Annotated in this window: 12 protein-coding genes, 5 tRNA genes and 1 pseudogene; 1 reads left to right on the top strand and 17 read right to left on the bottom strand. The window is 23.7% G+C overall.

Annotated elements, in window-relative coordinates; translation table 11 throughout:
• Positions 1–22: 22 nt before the first annotated feature.
• From leuS to serS, 7 genes and pseudogenes are all read right to left on the bottom strand, one after another.
• On the bottom strand, positions 23–2,629 hold the full coding sequence (leuS, locus tag WEOB_RS01055; protein WP_281264052.1) for a leucine--tRNA ligase: 2,607 nt from the start codon (positions 2,627–2,629) through the stop codon (positions 23–25).
• A gap of 563 nt (positions 2,630–3,192) precedes the next feature.
• Positions 3,193–3,543 (bottom strand): rRNA maturation RNase YbeY, encoded by a 351-nt coding sequence (gene ybeY / locus WEOB_RS01050; RefSeq protein ID WP_281264069.1) that lies wholly within the window; start codon positions 3,541–3,543, stop codon positions 3,193–3,195.
• A 334-nt stretch (positions 3,544–3,877) separates the two neighbouring features.
• Positions 3,878–5,206 (bottom strand): annotated as a pseudogene (gene miaB / locus WEOB_RS01045) (tRNA (N6-isopentenyl adenosine(37)-C2)-methylthiotransferase MiaB); the annotation flags it as partial.
• A gap of 383 nt (positions 5,207–5,589) precedes the next feature.
• Positions 5,590–5,663, bottom strand: a tRNA-Met gene (locus WEOB_RS01040).
• Positions 5,664–5,728: 65 nt separating this feature from the next.
• Positions 5,729–5,800, bottom strand: a tRNA-Gln gene (locus WEOB_RS01035).
• Positions 5,801–5,836: 36 nt separating this feature from the next.
• Positions 5,837–5,919: transfer RNA gene (locus WEOB_RS01030), tRNA-Leu, on the bottom strand.
• A gap of 436 nt (positions 5,920–6,355) precedes the next feature.
• Positions 6,356–7,663: a serine--tRNA ligase gene (gene serS, locus WEOB_RS01025; RefSeq protein WP_281264051.1), complete on the bottom strand. Its 1,308-nt coding sequence runs from the start codon at positions 7,661–7,663 to the stop codon at positions 6,356–6,358.
• A 676-nt stretch (positions 7,664–8,339) separates the two neighbouring features.
• Here serS and trxB point away from each other — a divergent pair.
• Positions 8,340–9,299, top strand: coding sequence for a thioredoxin-disulfide reductase (gene trxB / locus WEOB_RS01020; protein WP_281264050.1), 960 nt, complete (start codon positions 8,340–8,342; stop codon positions 9,297–9,299).
• Between the two features lie 163 nt (positions 9,300–9,462).
• Here the strand turns inward: trxB and infA are convergent, their stop codons facing one another.
• The 10 genes from infA to secG all read right to left on the bottom strand — a co-directional run bounded on the left by infA (position 9,463) and on the right by secG (position 19,420).
• Positions 9,463–9,681, bottom strand: a complete 219-nt coding sequence (infA, locus tag WEOB_RS01015) for a translation initiation factor IF-1 (protein WP_281264049.1) — start codon at positions 9,679–9,681, stop codon at positions 9,463–9,465.
• 507 nt (positions 9,682–10,188) lie between these two features.
• Entirely contained in the window at positions 10,189–12,273 is a 2,085-nt protein-coding gene (gene pnp / locus WEOB_RS01010; protein ID WP_281264048.1) for a polyribonucleotide nucleotidyltransferase, read from the bottom strand.
• Positions 12,274–12,526: 253 nt separating this feature from the next.
• Positions 12,527–12,796 carry a 30S ribosomal protein S15 gene (gene rpsO, locus WEOB_RS01005; RefSeq protein ID WP_281264047.1) on the bottom strand — a complete coding sequence of 90 codons (270 nt, stop codon included), beginning with the start codon at positions 12,794–12,796 and terminating at the stop codon, positions 12,527–12,529.
• Between the two features lie 70 nt (positions 12,797–12,866).
• Positions 12,867–13,805 (bottom strand): tRNA pseudouridine(55) synthase TruB, encoded by a 939-nt coding sequence (truB, locus tag WEOB_RS01000; RefSeq protein ID WP_281264046.1) that lies wholly within the window; start codon positions 13,803–13,805, stop codon positions 12,867–12,869.
• A 40-nt stretch (positions 13,806–13,845) separates the two neighbouring features.
• The gene (gene rbfA, locus WEOB_RS00995) at positions 13,846–14,214 is read right to left on the bottom strand and encodes a 30S ribosome-binding factor RbfA (protein ID WP_281264045.1); all 369 of its coding nucleotides are present in this window, start codon (positions 14,212–14,214) and stop codon (positions 13,846–13,848) included.
• Between the two features lie 101 nt (positions 14,215–14,315).
• Entirely contained in the window at positions 14,316–16,880 is a 2,565-nt protein-coding gene (gene infB, locus WEOB_RS00990; protein WP_281264044.1) for a translation initiation factor IF-2, read from the bottom strand.
• Between the two features lie 30 nt (positions 16,881–16,910).
• Positions 16,911–18,401: a transcription termination factor NusA gene (gene nusA, locus WEOB_RS00985; RefSeq protein ID WP_281264043.1), complete on the bottom strand. Its 1,491-nt coding sequence runs from the start codon at positions 18,399–18,401 to the stop codon at positions 16,911–16,913.
• 497 nt (positions 18,402–18,898) lie between these two features.
• Positions 18,899–18,972, bottom strand: a tRNA-Met gene (locus WEOB_RS00980).
• A 19-nt stretch (positions 18,973–18,991) separates the two neighbouring features.
• Positions 18,992–19,076 (bottom strand) — tRNA-Leu (locus WEOB_RS00975).
• A 20-nt stretch (positions 19,077–19,096) separates the two neighbouring features.
• Positions 19,097–19,420 (bottom strand): preprotein translocase subunit SecG, encoded by a 324-nt coding sequence (gene secG / locus WEOB_RS00970; protein WP_281264042.1) that lies wholly within the window; start codon positions 19,418–19,420, stop codon positions 19,097–19,099.
• Positions 19,421–20,528 lie beyond the last annotated feature (1,108 nt).

Here is a 20,528-nt window from a genome sequence, read left to right as displayed (position 1 = left end):
GAAAAACACAAAAATTTTTAGTTTATTTTGAGATTAAAACAAAATTTATTAATTTATTAGGAACAAAAACTATTTTTTTTATTGTCTTGTTTTTTAAATATTTTAAAGCTAAATTACTACGAAATACAAAATTTTGCACTAAATATTTATTAGAATTTTTTGGAACTATAATTTTAGCGCGAAATTTCCCATTAATTTGAACAAGAAATAATTGATCATTAATCAGTAAAATATCTTTATTTTCTTTTGGCCATGAAGAAAAATCAATATTTTCCGTTTCCCCTAAATTTTTCCATAAAAAAAAACATATATGGGGAGCAAATGGATATAACATCTTTACAACAACTATTAATATTTTTTTTATTAATAGTTCATCTTGATAGGTTTTGCAAAAAAACAATTGTACTTTTTTCACTAATTTAATAATAGCAGAAATTGCAGTATTAAAAGATTGTCTTCTATCAATATCATCAGTAACTTTCAAAATAGTTTCATTCATTTCACGATATAGAATTTTGCTACTATTAGTTAAAGAAGAATAATCAAAAAATTTTTCAACAGAAAAATTATTTAAATAAGCATATTTATATACTACTTTCCACAACCTGTTTAAAAAACGATGCATACCATTTACCCCGGATTCTTTCCACACAAGAGGGGAATCAACGGGAGCAGCAAACATAATAAATAAACGAACAGTATCTGCTCCATATCTATCAATCATATCTTTTGGATCAATTCCATTATTTTTTGATTTTGACATTTTTTTAATACCATCATAAATTAATTTATTTCCTTTTAAATCGATTGCTCCCGTGATATGATTAAAATCATTTTTTATTACAGTTTTAATTTCTGAAGGAGATATCCAAATATATTCTCCAGATTCAGATATATAATAAAAAGTATCAGATAATACCATTCCTTGACATAATAAACGAATAATTGGTTCATCTAAATTTACTAAACCTGCATCTCTAAATAATTTATGGTAGAATCTGCAATACAACAAATGCATAGTAGCGTGTTCAATTCCCCCAATATATTGATCTACGGGGAGCCAATAATTTACAGAAATAGGATTAAGAATACCTTTATCATAATGAGGACAAGTATACCTATAAAAATACCAAGATGATTCCATAAAAGTATCAAAAGTATCTGTTTCTCTAGTAACATATTTTCCATTATACAAAATTTTTACCCATTCACTACAATTTTTTAAATTAAATTTACTATAATTCACTCGATCACATTGAGGGAGTACAACAGGTAAATCTTCTTTTGAAACTGGTAGTACAATATTATTATCTAATGTTATCATAGGGATAGGAACTCCCCAATAACGTTGTCTAGAAACACACCAATCTCGTAATTTATAAAGTACTTTTTTTTTTCCAATATCCAAAAACATCAATATTTTAAAAAGAAAATCATTTTTTTTTTGATAATTTAATATATCAAAATTTTTCAAATTATATTCAATATCCTCATCAATAAATGATACACAAGCAGCATGCATATTTTGTAAACAAACATTATAATCATTTGGTCTAATTGGTATATTATTTTTTTTAGCAAATTTTAAATCATTTTCATCATCATAAGGAGAACCAATCCATGCAATTTCTTGGCAATATATTGAAGATAAATGAGAAATCCAAATTGGCAAGTTTTCTTTACTAAATGGATGAATAACATATATTCCTGTAAATATTCCACTGTTTTTTTTTAAATTAAATAAATTATTTTGCATATTTTCACTACTTATGTGTTGATGTTTAATAAATTTAATTATTTTCATATAACTATTTGTTTTTTGTAATAACAATGGATGATCTATAGTAATTTTAACAAAAGTTGCATTCATAAACATTAACGGATAACGCATATATACTTTTAACGTCTCTTTACTATTTAATATATTAAAAATAATTTCAAATACATTAAAACGGCCAATCCAATTTCGTTGCATATTTATTACTTTTTTTGGCCAATTACACAATTTATTTAAATCATCATATAACTGATTTGCGTAAGAAGTAATTTTTATAAACCATTGTGTAATCCTTTTCTTTGTTACATTTACATGACAACGCCAACATCGTCCATCTAAAACTTGTTCATTAGCCAAAACTGTTTTGTCCTTTGGACACCAATTTACTATTGATTTTTTTTTATATACTATTCCTTTTTCATATAAATTTATAAAAAACAACTGTTCCCATTTGTAATACATTGGGTCACACGTAGTAATTTCTCGATCCCAATCATAACTTATCCCTAAATTCTTCAATTGACTTCTCATATAATTAATATTAGAATATGTCCATGTATTTGGATCTACATTGTGCGTTATTGCTGCTTTTTCGGCGGGTAATCCAAACGCATCCCAACCAATAGGTTGCAAAACATTTTTCCCTAACATTCTTTGATATCGAGAAATAACATCCCCTATAATATAATTTCTAACATGCCCCATATGCAATTTCCCAGAAGGATATGGAAGCATAGATAAACAATAATATTTTTCTTTTTTTAAATTATCTTGTACTTTAAATATTTTATATTTATTCCAATAATTTTGAACAAAAGATTCAATTTTTTTTGGTTCATATAATTTTTTCATATAATTTAATATTATCTATATAATAACTATTTCGTAAAATTATTTGTAGTTTATTTTGTATTTTAAATAAAATATTCATAAAACAACAGTTCATTATTAAATTTTAATAAATACAAATTAATTTAGTGCTTAGTGTTAAATTTATATATAAAATAAACAATATAAATTTTAATACTGATTAATTTACTTAATAAATAAAATATATATTGTAAAATTTAAAAAATCTATAATAAAAAATAGATTGAATTAATTATTAATATTACATTCAAGTAAAATCATAAAAATTACTCTTTATATTTTATGTAAATACATATTTATATAAAATTAAATCATACAATTCTAATCATTATGTTGCAATTAAAACTTAAAAATCAACAAAAATTTACAACATAAATATTTAATTTTTATCAAAACAAAATAATTTTACATAAAATTTAAAATACACATATTCCTATATTCACCAAACACAAAATTTATTTCAAAACATATAACATATTGTTTCATTTAAAAATATAAAATAGAATTATGTAAATAAAAAATTAATAATGTTGTAAATGCAAAATTCAATTCTTCTCATAAGGGTTAGAATAACCGATTTTTTTTATTATTTTTATTTCAATATGTTCCATAACACGCAAATCTTCGTATACTATATGATCATATTTCAGCAAATGTAAAAAAGCATGAATAACAATATGAACCCAATGTTCTTTTAATGTTGTATTAAATACTGGGATTTCGTTTTCTAAAATTTCAGGACATATAATTATATCTCCTAAAAAAAATGAGTCTAAATTTTTTATGTGCGCAGGATATTCAAATGGAAAAACAAGAACACTTGCAGGATATTTTTTTTTTCGAAAAAACATATTAAGCTTTTTACTTTCAGTTTTTTCTATTAAACGAATGCATATTTCTATTTTAATATTCTTAAAAAAAAACTATATGCTTCTTTTATCCATTTTATAAAATCCGATTTTTTTGGTAAAAAATAAAAATTGTTTAATACTAATTGTAAATTAAGAATTAACATATTTATTCCAATTAATAACATTAAAATTAACTTATTAAAAAATTTAATCTTAAATAATTTTTTATATTAAAACATAGAATGAATACAAAAATATTTTGTGTTATTTTTCATAAAAATAAACATGTATTTATACAATACTAGAAAGTCTGATGAAAAATAATATTTTAAGAATAAATTTAAAATAAAATTTTGTTTCATAAACAAACAACTCATTTTTCAATATGAATAATTTTTCCATATAAAGAATGAGAATATACATGCAAAATTTTCACATTAACAAATCTTCCAATAATAGATTTTGTCCCAATAAATCTAACTATACGATTATTTTCAGTACGACCGAAAAATTCCCCAATATTTTTTTTTGATATACCTTCTACAAGAACACATTGCATGGTTCCTTTCATTCTTCTACTAACTTGCATTGATTGCTGCGCAATACGATTTTGCAAAATATGAAGTCGTTTTTTTTTATTTTTTTCAGAAATATCATTATTCATATCTGCTGCAGGTGTTCCTGGTCTAGCTGAATAAATAAAACTAAAACTCATATCAAATTTTACTTCTGAGATTAAATCCAAGGTTTCTTGAAAATCATTTTCATTTTCTCCAGGAAAAGCTACAATAAAATCTGAACTTATTTGGATATTAGGTCTAACTTTTCGTAATTTATTAATAATGGATTTATACTCTGAAATAGTATAAAAACGTCTCATAATTCGCAAAATTTTGTCAGAACCACTTTGAACAGGAAGATGCAAAAAATCAACTAATTTTGGTGTATCACGATACACATCAATAATATCATCTGTAAACTCAACAGGATGACTTGTAATAAAACGAATACGATCAATACCATTTATAGAAGCTGTTGATCGTAATAAATCAGAAAAACGAAGTACACTTCCATTACCGATATTATATCTATAAGCATTAACGTTTTGCCCTAATAAATTAATTTCTCGAACACCTTGTGTGGCAAGATGATTAATTTCACGCAAAATTTCATTATATGAACGACTTATTTCTTTACCCCGAGTATATGGAACAATACAAAAACTGCAATATTTATTGCACCCCTCCATAATAGTGACATGAGAAACAGGTTTTGTAAATTTTTTTTTAAAACGAAAATTAAATTTTTCAAGATTTGGAAAACTAACATCAACAATTTTTTTATGATATTGATGAACATAATTTATCATATTAGGTAAACGATGAAAAGTTTGGGGCCCAAAAACAATATCTACATAATTTGCTCTTTTTTGTATATAGTATCCTTCTTGAGAAGCTACACAACCCCCAACCCCAATAATTAATTGGGGTTTAATTTTTTTTAATTTTTTCCATCTTCCCAATTGATGAAAAACTTTTTCTTGCGCTTTTTCTCTTATAGAACATGTATTAAGTAATAAAAGATCAGCGTTTTCAGGAAAATCAGTTAATAAATAACCATGTGTCATTTCTAATAAATCAACTATTTTAGATGAATCATATTCATTCATCTTACATCCCCAAGTTTTTATATATAATTTCTTTTTCATAAATGATATATCATTAACAAAAATGAATTTATTACAAATAATTTAATATTAACATTTCAATATTTTAAGATATCAACATTTATATAATTATTCTATATAAAATATACAATATTCCTAAAACTAATATTTTTTTGAATTTAATATAATAAAATTTATTTTCAAATTATATTTCATATATTAATTTGTTAAAATTTTATGAATTATTTACAAAATTTCAATGTGTGCCTTATTTAAATTTGAAAATTTATCTAATAAAATTTTTCAAAAATCATTTTTTTATAAATATCATTAAAGTACATTTTTAAATTAAATTTTGCATTTTACAAAAAAATTTATTTATAATTTTATATCATATTTATTAATATTGCTTATATATTTTGAAATGGCTACGACAGGATTTGAACCTGTGACCCTAGCGTTATGAATGCTATGCTCTAACCTACTGAGCTACGTAGCCAAATTTATAAAAATAATCCTAAAATCAATTAGAATATATTTTGCAAAATTTTAATAATTAAAAATCTGGGGTATCAGGATTCGAACCTAAGAATGGCGGGATCAAAACCCGCTGCCTTTCCGCTTGGCTATACCCCAAAATTTCAATTAAAAATGTTACACAAAAAAATAAAATACGGGAGGCGAGACTTGAACTCGCATACTTTATAAGTACCAAAACCTAAATCTGGTGCGTATACCGATTTCGCCACTCCCGCATAAATTTATACAAAACACAATTAGAATTATTTTTCTTAACAAATTCACGAGTAAAATCAATAAAAAATCTAACAATATTAATTACATATTTTATTAAATCAAACTTTATCCTAAAATACAATCTTTGTAATATAATTACTAAAAATCATTTTAAAAAATATTTTTGAAAAAATTTATATGAACACAATTACTTATTGTATTTTTATAATTTACTAAAATATATTATATATAAAATATACAAAAAATTTTTTCAATATTTAATATTAAAATATATTCATTGTTTAAATGAAACAATCGAAAATAATAAAATATTTATTATATATTTAAAATAAATTAAAATAACTTTATTAAAATAAAATTTATAAACATTATTTTTGATTTTTATTATTTAATAATTTAAAATCATTATATATTTCAAAATATTATGAATATTTTTTAACACGAACTAAGATGCGTTAAGCCTTTCATGTAAGGTTGCAAAACTAACGGAATATTTACATCACCATTAATTAATTGATAATTTTCAAGAATTGCAGCTAATGTTCTACTAACAGCTAATCCAGATCCATTCAAAATATGCACAAAATGCAACTTTTTATCATGTTTTGTCCTATAACGAGACTTAATTCTTCGTGCTTGAAAATCACTTGTATTAGAACAAGAAGAAATTTCGCAATAATCATTTTTTGAAGGCAACCAAACCTCTAAATCATAAGTTTTGCAAGATGTAAAACTGAGATCCCCAGAACATAAAAGAGTTTTTCGATATGGTAAATTTAATAATTGTAAAATTTTTTCTGCATGGTTGGTTATCTCCTCTAAAGCTTGCATTGAATGCTTTGAATGTACCATTTGAACAATTTCAACCTTTTCAAATTGATGCATACGAATTAGTCCTCTGCTATCTTTTCCGTATGAACCGGCTTCAGATCGGAAACACGGAGTATGCGAAATTATTCTTATTGGAAGAACTTCTTCGTTAAAAATTTTGTTTCGCATTAAATTTACTAAAGGAACTTCTCCTGTAGGGATTAAAGCGTAGATATTGCGACAATTTATTTGTTTTTTTTCAACTACATTATTTACATGATATAAATCATTAAATAAAACAGGGATTTGTCCACTTCCATATAATGTAGTATGATTGACTAAATAAGGAACTGAATATTCATAATATCCGTGTTTCTCAATATGCACATCTAACATAAATTGCACTAATGCTCTATGCATATAAGCAATTTTTCCACACATGACTACAAAACGTGAACCAGTTAAATTTGATGCGGAAGAAAAATCTAATCCATTTACAATACTTCCTAATTCTACATGATCTCGAATAGAAAAATCAAATTTTTTAGGAATACCCCATTTTAAAATTTCCACATTATTTTTATAATTAATCCCTAACGGAACTGTATTATCTGGAATATTTGGTAACAAGGACATATAATCATGTATTTTTGTTTTTAAAATATTGAATGCACTTTTTTTTATTTTTAAATCTAAATTAATTTTTTTAACTTCTTTATATAATTTTGTTACATCTTTTCCACAACTTTTTCTTTTTCCTATAATCTTAGATAAAAAATTTCTCTTTTGTTGTAAAATTTCCATTTTATTTTGTAATATTTTTCTGTTTTTTTCTTGACATTTAAAAGTTTTGATATCTAATAAAAAATTTCTTCTAGATAATTTTTCAAAAATTACTTCAAGTTTGTCACGTAATAAATTATAATCAAGCATAATTTTATATTTAATTAATATGAAAAATTTTAAAAATTTATTCCATAAATAACTTATTAATTTAAATATATTACAATATTAAACAACATGCCAAAAAAATTTGTAAGCTTTTATATTAAAATATTTCATATGTTATTTATCAAAATACTTTAATGAATTTACAAAAATTTATTGAAATTAATTTTTTAAAATTGTATAAATATACTTAAATTTAAATAAATCACAATATCTAAATATATTAAATAAAATTTAATTTAAAAGTAAATGTGTAAAATACAAAATCTATAAATTTATAAAATATAGAATTACAAAAATTTTAATAAGATAATTTATATAATTATTACAGTTAAACATTATACCAAAAATATACCAAATATTCACAAAATTTTTGTTAATTATTAGACATTATAAAAAAAACATAATATAATTTTACATATTTAAAATATGACATTCAACTAAAGATCATATTTAACAGTAGATTTTTATATAAAAACAATGAATTCTAAAATAGAATATAAAATGTAGAATTTTTTCTTATAAAAAATAAGAATTGATATATAAAAATAATTTAAAAAACTCTTTATAAGATTATTATTTCACTAAATCGTTTTTTAAAATAATTAAAATACTGATTTTAAACTAAAACTTTAAAAAATTTATAACTCATACATTAAATATGAAAAAAAAAAAACATAGTAAATTACTTATATTGGGATCAGGTCCAGCAGGATACACTGCAGCTATATATGCATCTAGAGCTAATTTAAAACCAGTTCTTATTACCGGAAGAGAAAAAGGAGGACAATTAATTAATACTAACCAAATAGAAAATTGGCCAGGAGATCCAAAAACAATAACTGGATCAAAATTAATGGAAAGAATGCACATTCATGCAAAAAAATTTGGCACGAATATTATTCATGATCATGTAACTAAAGTAAATTTCAAAAAAAAACCATTTTATCTGAAAAGTAAAAACTATAAATATACTTTTAATGCATTAATTATTGCCACTGGATCTGTTCCTAAAAGCATAGGAATACATAATGAAAAAAATTATCAAGGAAAAGGAATCTCTACTTGCGCTATATGCGATGGTTTTTTTTACAAAAATAAAAAAATAGCGGTAATCGGTGGAGGAAACACAGCTGTAGAAGAAGCTTTATATCTCTCTAAAATAGCAAAAGAAGTTCATTTAATTCATCGAAGTAATAATTTTAAAGCAGAAAAGATTCTTATTAAAGAAATAATAAATAAATCAAAATATAGTAATATAATTTTACACAAAAATCATATTTTGAAAGAAATTAGAGGAAACAACAAAAAAATCACTGGAATATATATACAAAAGATAGACACAAATATTAAAAAATATTTAGAAATTTCTGGTATATTTATTGCAATAGGATATAATCCGAATACTTCTTTATTTATAAATCAACTAAAATTAGAAGATGGATATATATACACCAACAAATCTAAAAAAAACAACATTACTTCTACTTCTGTACCGGGAATATTTGCAGCAGGAGATGTTACAGATAATCAATATAGACAAGCAATTACTTCAGCAGGAACTGGCTGTATGGCAGCATTAGATGCTGAAAAATATTTGAATAAATTATTTTTTTTATAAAATTATTTCATTAAATTTAATTGTAAGAATATTCTTTGAATTTGATTTTATTTTATTATTTAAAAATTCAAAATAAAATAGAAAATTATTAATCTAAAAATTATAAAAATTAATACACTAAATTTTTTAGATTAAATAAATTTAAATTTTCTAATCATGAATTTTATCGATTTCTAAATATAATCCTTCCTTTATTTAAATCATAAGGAGTTAATTCTACAGTAACCTTATCACCTGTAAGAATTCGGATATAATTTTTCCTTATTTTACCAGATATATGTGCAATTATCATATGTCCATTTTCTAATTCCACGCGAAACATAGTATTAGGAAGTGTACTTAACACAATTCCTGACATTTCAAGATTATTTTTTTTCAACATTGATTCTTTCCTAAAATTTATAAAAATATTCAAAATGAAATTTATTTTCATATTAAAATAAAATTAAATATAAAATACCCTTATATTGAAATATAATAATTTTATATATAAAATGCGAATTTTTTTAATTTTATAATTTAATAAAAACTAAATAAAATATATTTTATTAATTTAAAAAATAAAATCAAAACACACAAATTTATTCTCTAGAAAAATAAATTTTCTACATAAACTTACGATTCTATTTAATATTATAAATAAATAAAATTTAATAAAAAACATTTGTATATTTACTTTCATATAAAATCATAATTACAAATAATGTATAAAAACTCGATTTCAATGTAAATCACAACATTACATATGATTCTCAATATAATAAATAATTTTCTTAAAAACAAATGATCTAAAATTAAAAATAATTCTTATTTATCTAAATATCTGTTTTATGATATGTGAAACTTAAATATTTTACAATTTAATATTTGTATAATCAATATTTTATAATTATTTTGCTTTTTTAATACTTAAACGAACACGACCTTGATTATCTATTTCTAAAACTTTTACTAACACTTTTTGTCCTAACTTTAAATAGTCATCCACTTTTTTCACATGTTTATTAGTAATTTGAGAAATGTGAACTAAACCTTCTTTTCCACCAACAATAGAAACAAAAGCACCAAAATTAACAATTCTGGTTACTTTTCCATTATAAACACGATTTACTTCAATTTTAGCATCAACGATCTCTTCAATACAACGAATAACATAATGAGCTTTTTCAATATCTACAGAAGCTATTTTTACGGTTCCATCCCCCTTAATTTCAATAACCGAACCTGTTTTTTCAGTTAACGCGCGAATAATAGAACCTCCTTTACCAATGACATCTCTTATTTTATCAGGATTAATTTTAATTATATAAATTCTAGGAGCGTATTTAGAAATATCTTTTTTTGGACGATCAATAATTTTTTCCATTTTATCAATTATAGACAAAATAGCACTTTTCGCTTTTTTTAATGCAATTTTTATGATATCGTGAGTTATTCCTACGATTTTAATATCCATTTGTAATGCTGTAATACCTTTTTTACCACCAGAAACTTTAAAATCCATGTCCCCTAAATGATCCTCATCTCCTAAAATATCAGACAATATTTCAAAACGATTTCCATCTTTAACTAAACCCATAGCAATACCAGCAATAACAAATTTTATAGGAACTCCTGCATCCATTAAAGCCAGGGATGCTCCACATACAGATGACATAGAAGAAGATCCATTCGATTCTGTTATTTCTGAAACCACGCGAATAGTATACGGAAAATCTTCAATGGAAGGCATAACCGCCATCATAGAACGTTTAATCAATCTTCCATGGCCAATCTCTCTACGTTTAGGGGGTCCAATCATGCCTATTTCTCCAACACAATATGAAGGAAAATTATAATGAAATAAAAAACGTTCAATACGATCACCAGTTAATGCATCTATATTCTGTGCATCACGCTCAGTTCCAAGAGTCACAATTACTAAAGATTGAGTTTCCCCTTTAACAAATAATGATGAACCATGAGTACGAGGGAAAATACCTACGCGAACATTTACATCGCGAATTTCATTATTTTTTCTACCATCAATACGAAACTTATTACATAAAACTCGATTTCGAATTATATTTCTTTCTATATTTTTTAGAATAAGTTCAATTTCATCCTCATTTACATCATCATTTTCTTTTGAAAAAAATTTTAATACCTTCATTTTAATTGAATCAATAACACAACACCTTTCTTTTTTATCAAAAATTTTATATGCATTTTCCAAATCAAATTTAGCTAATTTAGAAATTTTTGAAGAAATCTTTTCATTTTTCGCTAAAGAATTCCATGTATATTTATTTTTTCCTATTTCAGAAACTAACTTATTAATTTTTTCAATTATTACTCTTTGCTTTTCTTGCCCATAAACAATTGCGTTTAATATTTTGTCTTCATTTAATAAATTTGATTCTGATTCTACCATCAATATTGCATCATTAGTTCCAGAAACTATTAAATCTAATTCGCTAATACGTAATTCATCTACAGTAGGATTTAAAACATATTTTTCGTTAATATAACCAACACGTGCAGCCCCAATAGGTCCGTTAAATGGAATACCAGATATACTAAGTGCTGCAGAAACACCAATAATAGAAACAATATCAGGGTTAATTTGAGGATCAATCGACATTACAGTAGAAACAATTTGCACTTCATCAAAAAAATCATCTGGAAAAAGAGGTCTAACTGATCTGTCAATTAAACGAGAAACTAATACTTCGTTTTCGTTTGGTCTTCCTTCTCTTCTAAAAAAACCCCCTGGAAATCTGCCAGCAGCATAAGCTCTTTCCTGATAATTTACAATTAAAGGGAAAAAACTCTTCCCTAACTTTTCTTTTTTTTCCACAACTACAGAAACAAGTACTACTGTATCATCCATACTAACCATAATTGAAGAAGTAGCTTTTCTGGCAATCAAACCTGATTCCAATGTAACAATATGTTTTCCATATTGGAATTTACTAATTACAGAACTTAACACAATACTTTCCTTTTTAAAATATGCAAAATATTTTTAAAAATAAAATGATCTACAAATTTCATTATATCAGATATAGATATAAAATCATATATAAAAATTACATTCATATCACTCAAATTATATTCTATATACATTAGTTATTTTTATTATTTTTAATAAAATATTTTCTTTTAATAACTAGCATTAGTTTAGTTAAATATTAAATTCAAAATTAAATTAATATCAATAATTTCAAAAAATTTTCTAATAGTATTTAATGTCGTAATCCTAATTTCTTAATTAATTCTATATAAATAGAAACATTTTTTTTTCTTAGATAATTAAGTAATTTTTTTCTTTTAGATACCATATACAATAAACCACATCTACTATGATGATCTTTTTTATGAACCAAAAAATGGTTTTGTAAATGATTAATTTTAAAAGTTAAAATTGCAATTTGCACTTCAGAAGAACCACTATTTTTAGTAGTATTACCAAATTTTAATATAATTTTTTTTTTTGATTGACTATCTATTAACATAACACAAAAGCTCCAATTTTCTTTTAAAGAAAATACAAAAATATTAAAAATTTAGAAAAATTTTTATATTTTATATAAACGATTTTACAATTTTATTTCTTGTTACTAAACGAACCGGAATTAATTTACCGGTAGAAATACTAATCCTTCCAATTCCAATAAAATTTTTATTAATATTTTCTTCAATTAAACATACTAATCCACTTTTTAACAAATTTGTAGAAATTATTACCGATTCCCCACATTTTATTTTTTCTACAATATGGGACGATAAATTAATTATAGGCATATCTAATAAAATATTATTTATTGAGAAAAATTCTTTTTTATATAAATCTTCAACATCTTTTTCATATAATTTAGACTTTAATTTTTCAAAATCTACCATACATGAACTTGAAAAAATACCAATACCCAAACGCCGTAACGAAATCACATGAGCTCCGCAACCAAGTTTTTCCCCTAAATCATCAATAATAGCTCGAATATAAGTACCTTTTGAACAAATAATATCTATTGCAATACTTATTTTATCATAATAAATTAATTTTAAATTATAAACAAAAACAGATCTTACTTTTCTGGAAAAAAAAACACCTTTTCTAGCATATTTATACAGTGGTTTACCCTGATATTTTATAGCTGAAAACATCGGAGGTATTTGATTAATTCTTCCAAAAAATGAAGATAAAGCAATTTTTAATTTATGAAGATTAATATTTACAGGTCTTATATTAATAATATTTCCTTCAGAATCAAATGTATCAGTTTTTTCTCCAAGTTTAGCAACAACCCGATAATGTTTGCTAGTATTCAATAAATATTGAGAAAATTTTGTTGCTTCCCCAAAACAAATTGGCAACATACCGGATGCTTGAGGATCTAATGTTCCAATATAACCTGCCTTATTTACACGCAACAAAACCTTCACTTTTTGTAAAAAAATATTAGAAGATAATCCCACCGGTTTATCTAAAAAGACTACTCCATGTATGTTCCGATAATACATAAAAAATTTTATATAAAATTTTTAATTTCAATATTTCACATTATTTAAATAAATTATTTCTATTAAGTTTTTCAACTAATCTAGATATATTTATTCCATTTAATAAAGATTTATCATAAATAAAAGTTAATTTAGGAAACAAACGCAATTTTATGTCTTTTATAATCAAATGACGAATTAATTTAGACATATTTTGTAATAATCTGATAGCAATTTTTATCTTTCCTATTTCCCGAAAATTAAGAAAAGTAACAAAAACTTTAGCATAACTTAAATCTCTAGAAACAGTAACATGAGAAATAGTAACTATACCAATCCTAGGATCTTTAACAAAACGTTGTAAAATAAAAGAAATCTTTTTATGCATTTCTTTCGCAACACGTTTTGTACGAATGCATTTTGTTAACATTTTATTTAATTCAACACCAAAATTTTTACATTAATTAACAAATTAAAGTTTTAATATAAAATCTGATATAAAATAATTATAAATTTATCTTATATTATTTTTCATTCTAACACTTCAATTATATCTTTTAAACGAACTTCATGAAAATTTTTTATGCTAATCCCACATTCCATTCCACTTTGAACTTCATTAACATCATGTTTAAATCTACGCAAAGATTCCATTTTTCCCTCATAAATCATTTCTCTATTACGTAATACACGAATTTTACTATAACGCTTCACAACACCTTTTATCACAACACAACCAATAACCATCATATTACATGATATTGGACGAAAAATATTACGAACTTCAACTAAACCAATAATTTTTCTTTTATCTTTTAATGAAATAAAATTAAAAATTTTCTTTTTTACATCATTAATTAAATCATAAATTACAGAATAACAGCAAAAATCTACATTTTCTTCTATTAAAATTTTATGAACAAACTCTTCACATCGGACATTAAAACCAATTAATATTGTTTTAGAAGAAGCTGCTAACACAACATCGCTTTCTGTAATATTACCTACACCCATTCCAACAATTTTTACTATAATTTTTTCATTAGATAACGATTTTAACGAATTAACAATAGCTTCAAGTGAACCATTGGTATTAGATTTCAATACAATTTTTAATATAAATATTTTATTTTTATTAGAAATAGAAAATACATTTTCTAATGTAAAAATTTTTTTTTGTTTTTCTAATTTAATTTCTCTAAATTTTTCTTTTCGATATGTAGCAACTTCTTTTGCTTTTTTCTCATCATAAACAACAACAATTTTATCACCTACATTTGGGGTATTAGATAAACCAAGTATTTCAACTGGCATAGAAGGTCCTGCGGAAATAACATTATGTCCTATATCATTTCTAATAGCTCGAATTTTACCATATTCAAATCCACATAAAACAATATCACCGCATTTCAACTTCCCTTCTTTTACTAAAATAGTAGCAACAGGTCCCCACCCTTTATTCAAATAAGATTCAATAACAATACCGCTAGCCATTCCTTCATGAATAGCTTTTAATTCCATAATTTCCGCTTGCGCTAAAATAGCGCTTAATAAATCATCAATTCCTTGACCAGTTTTCGCGGAAGTATAAACAAATTGATTTTCCCCACCCCAATCTTCTGATAAAATTCCATACCCCGACAACTCTTTTTTAATATTATCTAAATTTTCTGTCAATCTATCAATTTTATTAATAACAACTATTATAGGAACTTTTTCTGTTTTAGCATGTTGAATAGCTTCAACAGTTTGGGGCATTATTCCATCATCAGCGGCTATTATTAGCAAAACAATATCTGTAATTTTTACTCCCCTTGTTCTCATAGAACTAAATGCTGCGTGCCCTGGTGTGTCAATAAAAGTAATCATTCCATTTTTAGTTTTTACATGATAAGCTCCTATGCTTTGAGTAATCCCCCCGATTTCTTTTAAAGCAGTTTTTTCGGAACGAATATAGTCCAACAATGAAGTTTTACCATGATCTACATGACCCATAACAGTAACAACAGGAGCTCGAACTAATGGAACAAAATTAACGCCAACATTTCTATTAGACATTATAGAAGTCTCTATTGCATCTTCTCGATACAAAACAACTCTATAACCCACATTTTCTGCAATTAATTTTGCAATATTTTGAGAAATAATTTGATCAACTTTTTCAATAAAAATGTTTAAATTTTTCAATATATTAAAAATTTTTTGCACTTTTATAGACATTTTATTTGCTAATTTCAATAAAGTAATATTCTCCCCAATAACTATACAACATTTATTTTTCGTTCTTTTAATATTTATATTATTATGTTTTGAAATTGATAAATTTAAAGTTTCATATTTTTTAGTTATATTATTACAAGGTAAAAATGATTTTTTTTTATTTCTTTTAGGTATAAAACGATTTATTTTTTTTTCCGTAAAAGCTCTATCATAAAAACATTTTTTATTTTTTATTTTATAATTAAATTTATCTTCTTTTTTTTCATTATATAAAGTATGATGTTTAGTGTAAGCAGAATCATTCAAAAAAACATTTTTCTTTTTTGAAATTGATATACTATTATGTTTAAATTTTCCTTTTACAAAACCTTTTTTCATGTTTTTAAAAGATTTCTTAGAATTGTTTTTTAAGGATAAAATTTCGTTTTTTGAAATTTTATTCTTTTCAAAAGATTTTTTATTTTTTACAAAAATACATGTTTTTTTGATTCTTTGTTGCAAATCTATATTTTCATTTTTCAAATAACTTAAATTATTAACAATTTTATTTTTTTTAAAAAAATCATTTTTAACGGTATTTTCATTCAAATCTTCTTTTAAATAAGTGCGCTTTTTTCTTATTTCTATATGAATAGATTTATTCTTTCCTTCTATATTAAAAATGTTTAACGTACTTTGTTTTTTTCTTTGCACAGTTAATTTATTCAAATATTTCTCTTGATTTTTTTTTAAATGCAATAATAATATTTCTTTTTCTTCTTTCGTTACATAATCCAATTCAGTTTTATTAATACCAATATCTGAAAATTGCTGTAATAAATGCCCTACAGAAATTTGTATTTCTAAGGAAAGCAATTTTACTGTTATATTTGTCATAATACCTCGTAATTTTATTTACATTGGAAATTATACATTATCGCTAAACCAACAAATATTACGTGCTGCTAAAATTAATTCTCCAGCTTTTTTGCTATTTAATCCTTCAATTTCCAATAAGTCATCAATTCCTTGTTCTGCAAGATCTTCTAGTGTGCAAATTCCACATTTTGCCAATTTAAATGCTATTTCTTTATCAAGTTTCGGTAATGATAATAAATCCTCAGAAGGTACATTTTTACTATAAGAATTTTTTTCTTTATCCAATGTAATTGCAGTCAAAACACTTTTTGCTCTTTCCCGTAATTCTTTAATTGTTTTTCTATCAATCTCTTTAATTTCTAATAATTCGTTTATTGGAACATATGCCAATTCTTCTAACGAAGAAAACCCTGAATTTATTAAAATCATAGCAATATCTTTATCAAGACCTAAATCTTTAGTAAAAATATTTAAAGATACAGAAATTTCTTCTTGACGCTTTTTTTGTAACTCATCTATCGTCATAATATTTAACTCCCACCCACTAATCTGCGAAGCTAATCTAACATTTTGCCCGTTTTTACCAATAGCTTGTGCTAGATTACTTTCTTCAACTGCAATATCCATGGTATGTTTATCTTCATCTAAGATTATAGAACTAACATCAGAAGGAGACATAGAATTTATGACGAATTGAGCGGGATTATCATTCCAAAGAATAATATCTATACGTTCCCCGTTAAGTTCATCAGAAATAGCTTGAACGCGAGATCCTCGCATACCAACACATGCCCCAATAGGATCTACACGTTTATCTTTTGTCTTAACAGCAATTTTAGCTCGAAAACCTGGGTCTCGAGCAATAGATTTAATCTCAACAATTCCCTCATTTATTTCCGGAACTTCAATACGAAATAATTCCATTAACATTTCTTTTTTAGATCTACTAACAAATAATTGTGAAATTTTAGCTTCAGGACGTATTGAATATAATACCCCACGAATACGATCCCCGATGCGAAAATTTTCTTTTGGCAACATATCCTCTCGAGTAATTATTGCGTCTATATTATTTCCTAAATCCATTCTTATAATATCTGTATCTATTTTTTTTACCACACCACTAATAATTTTTCCCTTATATTCACGAAATTGTTCAAGTATTGTCATCTTTTCTGCGTAGCGAACTTTTTGTACAATTACTTGTTTAGCAGTTTGAGTGGTAATTCGATCAAAAATTATAGATTGCATTTCATCTTCAATATATTCCCCTAATTGAGCTTGAGGGGTATCAATGTGTACAGCATCTATGGTAATTTCACGGGTAGGATGAATCACCTCATTTACAATAAGCCAACGTCGAAATGTTACAAAATTTCCCGATTTTCTATTAATACTGACTCTTACCTCAATATCATGGGCACATTGCTTTTTTGTAGCCATAGCTAAAGCCGTTTCTAAAGCTTCAAAAATTTTTTCTTTAGGAATAGCCTTTTCATTAGAAACAGATTCAATAACAGAAAGAACTTCTTTATTCATTTTAATGATCTCAATAAAATATTTGATATAAAAATTTTTTAAATCAATTCAAAAATTGTAATTAGAAATAAATAAAATAACAGGTTCCTTCAAAGATTCATATTACTTTATAAATAATAATTATACTTTATCTTTCTATTATTTACGACTTTTAATGAAAAAGAATTCTATATTTTTATATATGAATAAATTTACAATAAATCTAATCCGAAAAATTACATTACTTACACAAAATATTTAATAAATATTAATTTTATATATTAATAAAAAATTCCTAATAGAAATTTTATTTCTTTAAAATATTATATAAATATATATTTGTTACCAAATAACATCATACTACGATAATTTTACCTAATAAATATTAGATAATTTACAAAATAAAATAAAATTAAAAACTACCTTGATTCTTTTAAAAAGAATTAATAAATACATCTTATAAAATAGATAATAACAAAATTAATATAATCACATTATCTAAAATATTTAAAAAAAGGTTGCGGGGATTGGATTTGAACCAATGACCTTCGGGTTATGAGCCCGACGAGCTACCAAACTGCTCCACCCCGCGATAAATAAATGCATATAAATACCGAGGACAGGATTTGAACCCGCACACCCAAACTGGGCACTACCACCTCAAAGTAGCGTGTATACCAATTCCACCACCTCGGTAAAAGTCAATTATCTAAAATTTAATATGGAATATCTTCAACTAAAGAATTTTTTTTCATTTTCCACATATCTTCTCTTGTCACCAAATCTTCCCATTCAGTTCCACATATATATTGATGATTACTAAAATTTACTAGAACTAAACTTAGAAAAAAAAAAATTGCAGCAAAAACAGTTATTAATTTAGTCATAAAATTACTAGAACTACTTGAAGATAAAAACATATCAGTGCTATTTACATTACTATATGAAAAACTTGAATTCATATTCACTTGTTGTAGCATAATCAATATTATTAAACTTATTGATTCTATTAAAAATATAACTAATACTAATTCATACATGATAAATGCACCTAAAATTTTATAATAAAATAAATTTTAAATTAAATATTACTTACCAAAACATATTATATAAGAAAATTATAGAACATAATAAAACAATTGCAACAACATTTATGCAAAGGAACAAAATTAATTTTATTTTTAAAATAATAGAACAAGATTTCAAAATTAGAAATTTGATACAATTCATAACTCATACACGAAATTATTTATATGCAAAATATCTATTCATATAACTTCGTGTTCACAAATAACATTGTTAAACTATACAAAAATTCATAAGTTCTACACTTTTATTTCTATTAATTTAATTCAATAAAATCTTAAACAGAATTTAAAACACTTTATCTACAAAGCATTATTCATAATGAATCTAATTATAACATAAAAAAATAACAAAATTCATAAACACGAATATAATAATTTTTTTCCAAATTGATAATCTTTGTTTATATAATAATAAAATACATTTAACAAAAATTCTATGTACTAATTAAACAATTTTATTTACTAATATAAAAACAACATCTATACTAATTTAACTTTAGTGTAAATAATATAAATCTCTGAATTAGAATTACTAATCTAAATTAAAATACGATATATAACTTATAATTATCTAAAATACAAATTTAATCTTTAATTAAATATCCAAAAATAAACAACAAAATCAATTACCTATTTATATAAAATTTCATAAAATTATAATATTCACGCTAAATCAAAACATTTATCTTAATAATTATTATAAAAATTTAGAAAAAATTTATTTTTAATATAATAAAATACTCATAATTCAAAATTAAAAAAAAATCATTCTTGTTTAATTAAACACTACATATGAACATTTATATTATATCAATTCCAATTCACACAAAATTATAATAAACCAATCTAATATTTATATGTATAAAATAACAAAAATTTTTCTTATTAAAATATAAAATTTATCAATTCATCAAATACAAAAACACACATTATTCTTTTTATCAAGGAAATCCTATTTATTATACCTTTATAAGAATTTATTATCAAATATCTAAAATAAACAACATTTATATAATATTATAAACTAAACTCTATATACAAACAAAATTAGTAATTTTAA

Source organism: Candidatus Westeberhardia cardiocondylae (assembly GCA_001242845.1).
In the GTDB taxonomy this organism is placed as follows: domain Bacteria; phylum Pseudomonadota; class Gammaproteobacteria; order Enterobacterales; family Enterobacteriaceae; genus Westeberhardia; species Westeberhardia cardiocondylae.
The sequence above is the reverse complement of the archived record's forward strand: the minus strand, read 5'-3'. Positions and strand labels throughout refer to the sequence as shown.